This is a genomic window from Brevibacillus reuszeri (genome assembly GCF_002897295.1).
Classification (GTDB): Bacteria; Bacillota; Bacilli; order Brevibacillales; family Brevibacillaceae; genus Brevibacillus; species Brevibacillus reuszeri_A.
Genome location: NZ_BEXF01000109.1, coordinates 1 through 832, shown reverse-complemented (window position 1 = coordinate 832; position 832 = coordinate 1). Strand labels below are relative to the sequence as shown.

Sequence of the window (832 nt, the reverse complement as noted above, 5' to 3'; positions counted from 1 at the left end):
TGTAGGAAATATAAGCTTAGCAGCAGGAGACACAGCAGGTATTCATGCGTGGTTGCCTTGAAAACGAGAACAGGTTACGGGATTTTTTTCTATTGAGTTCTTTATTGGTTATCTCTCGGCTTTTTTGAATGTGAAGGTCATTTTTCATTAAATACTCTGCAACGTAAGAATGAAGCAACATCATAATTCATCTCCTATAGATCAATTTTATGATTCAGATAATGGGCCGCAGCATTTATTGGATTTCGCCATCGCGTCGTTAAAAATTTTAACGGAATGAAGCACTGTTTCTTTTTCGAACTCGGTCATATAAGAGAATACTTCGTTAAGATAGTCATTCATCTGCATATCAATGGTTGTTGCAATAAATTTACCTTCCGTCGTAAGGGCAAGTGTGTGAACTCTTCGGTCCTGCGGATCTGGTGTTTTTTTAACTAAATTCATTTTGATTAGGGACTGGACCTGTCGGCTAAATGTCGTAATATCGGTTCCTAGTGTTTCAGCAATCTGTTGCATAGAAGGGTTGTGCTGCCGGTCAATCTCATACAAGATGTGGCTTTGAACTAAAGAAACGTCATTTCCTCCGATACTGCAGCAGTTTTTATTCAGAAGACCAAATCTACGAGTCATGATTTGAAACAATTCACGTGCATTTTCCATATTTGAATCACCTCGTAAAAGTTATATCATAAAATATTTGCAAAATGCAACCATTAATTTATTGTGATTTAAAAATAATAATGATATTTAGATATAATTATTTTATTATAAGGGTGTAGGAGGTGGTTTTCTGAAACATAAATGGATTCCATTTATAACGAAGCGTATTCTT

At 35.5% G+C, this 832-nt stretch carries 1 protein-coding gene; it reads right to left on the bottom strand.

Translation table 11 applies throughout. The features are described 5' to 3' along the window. Nucleotides 1–207 precede the first annotated feature (207 nt). Nucleotides 208–660: a MarR family winged helix-turn-helix transcriptional regulator gene (locus C3B52_RS35675; RefSeq protein ID WP_103111013.1), complete on the bottom strand. Its 453-nt coding sequence runs from the start codon at nucleotides 658–660 to the stop codon at nucleotides 208–210. Between the last annotated feature and the right edge of the window lie 172 nt (nucleotides 661–832).

Bases quoted from the DNA above. Each gene is read 5' to 3' on its own strand.
- C3B52_RS35675 (WP_103111013.1), bottom strand. From the start codon at position 660: ATGGAAAATGCACGTGAATTGTTTCAAATCATGACTCGTAGATTTGGT.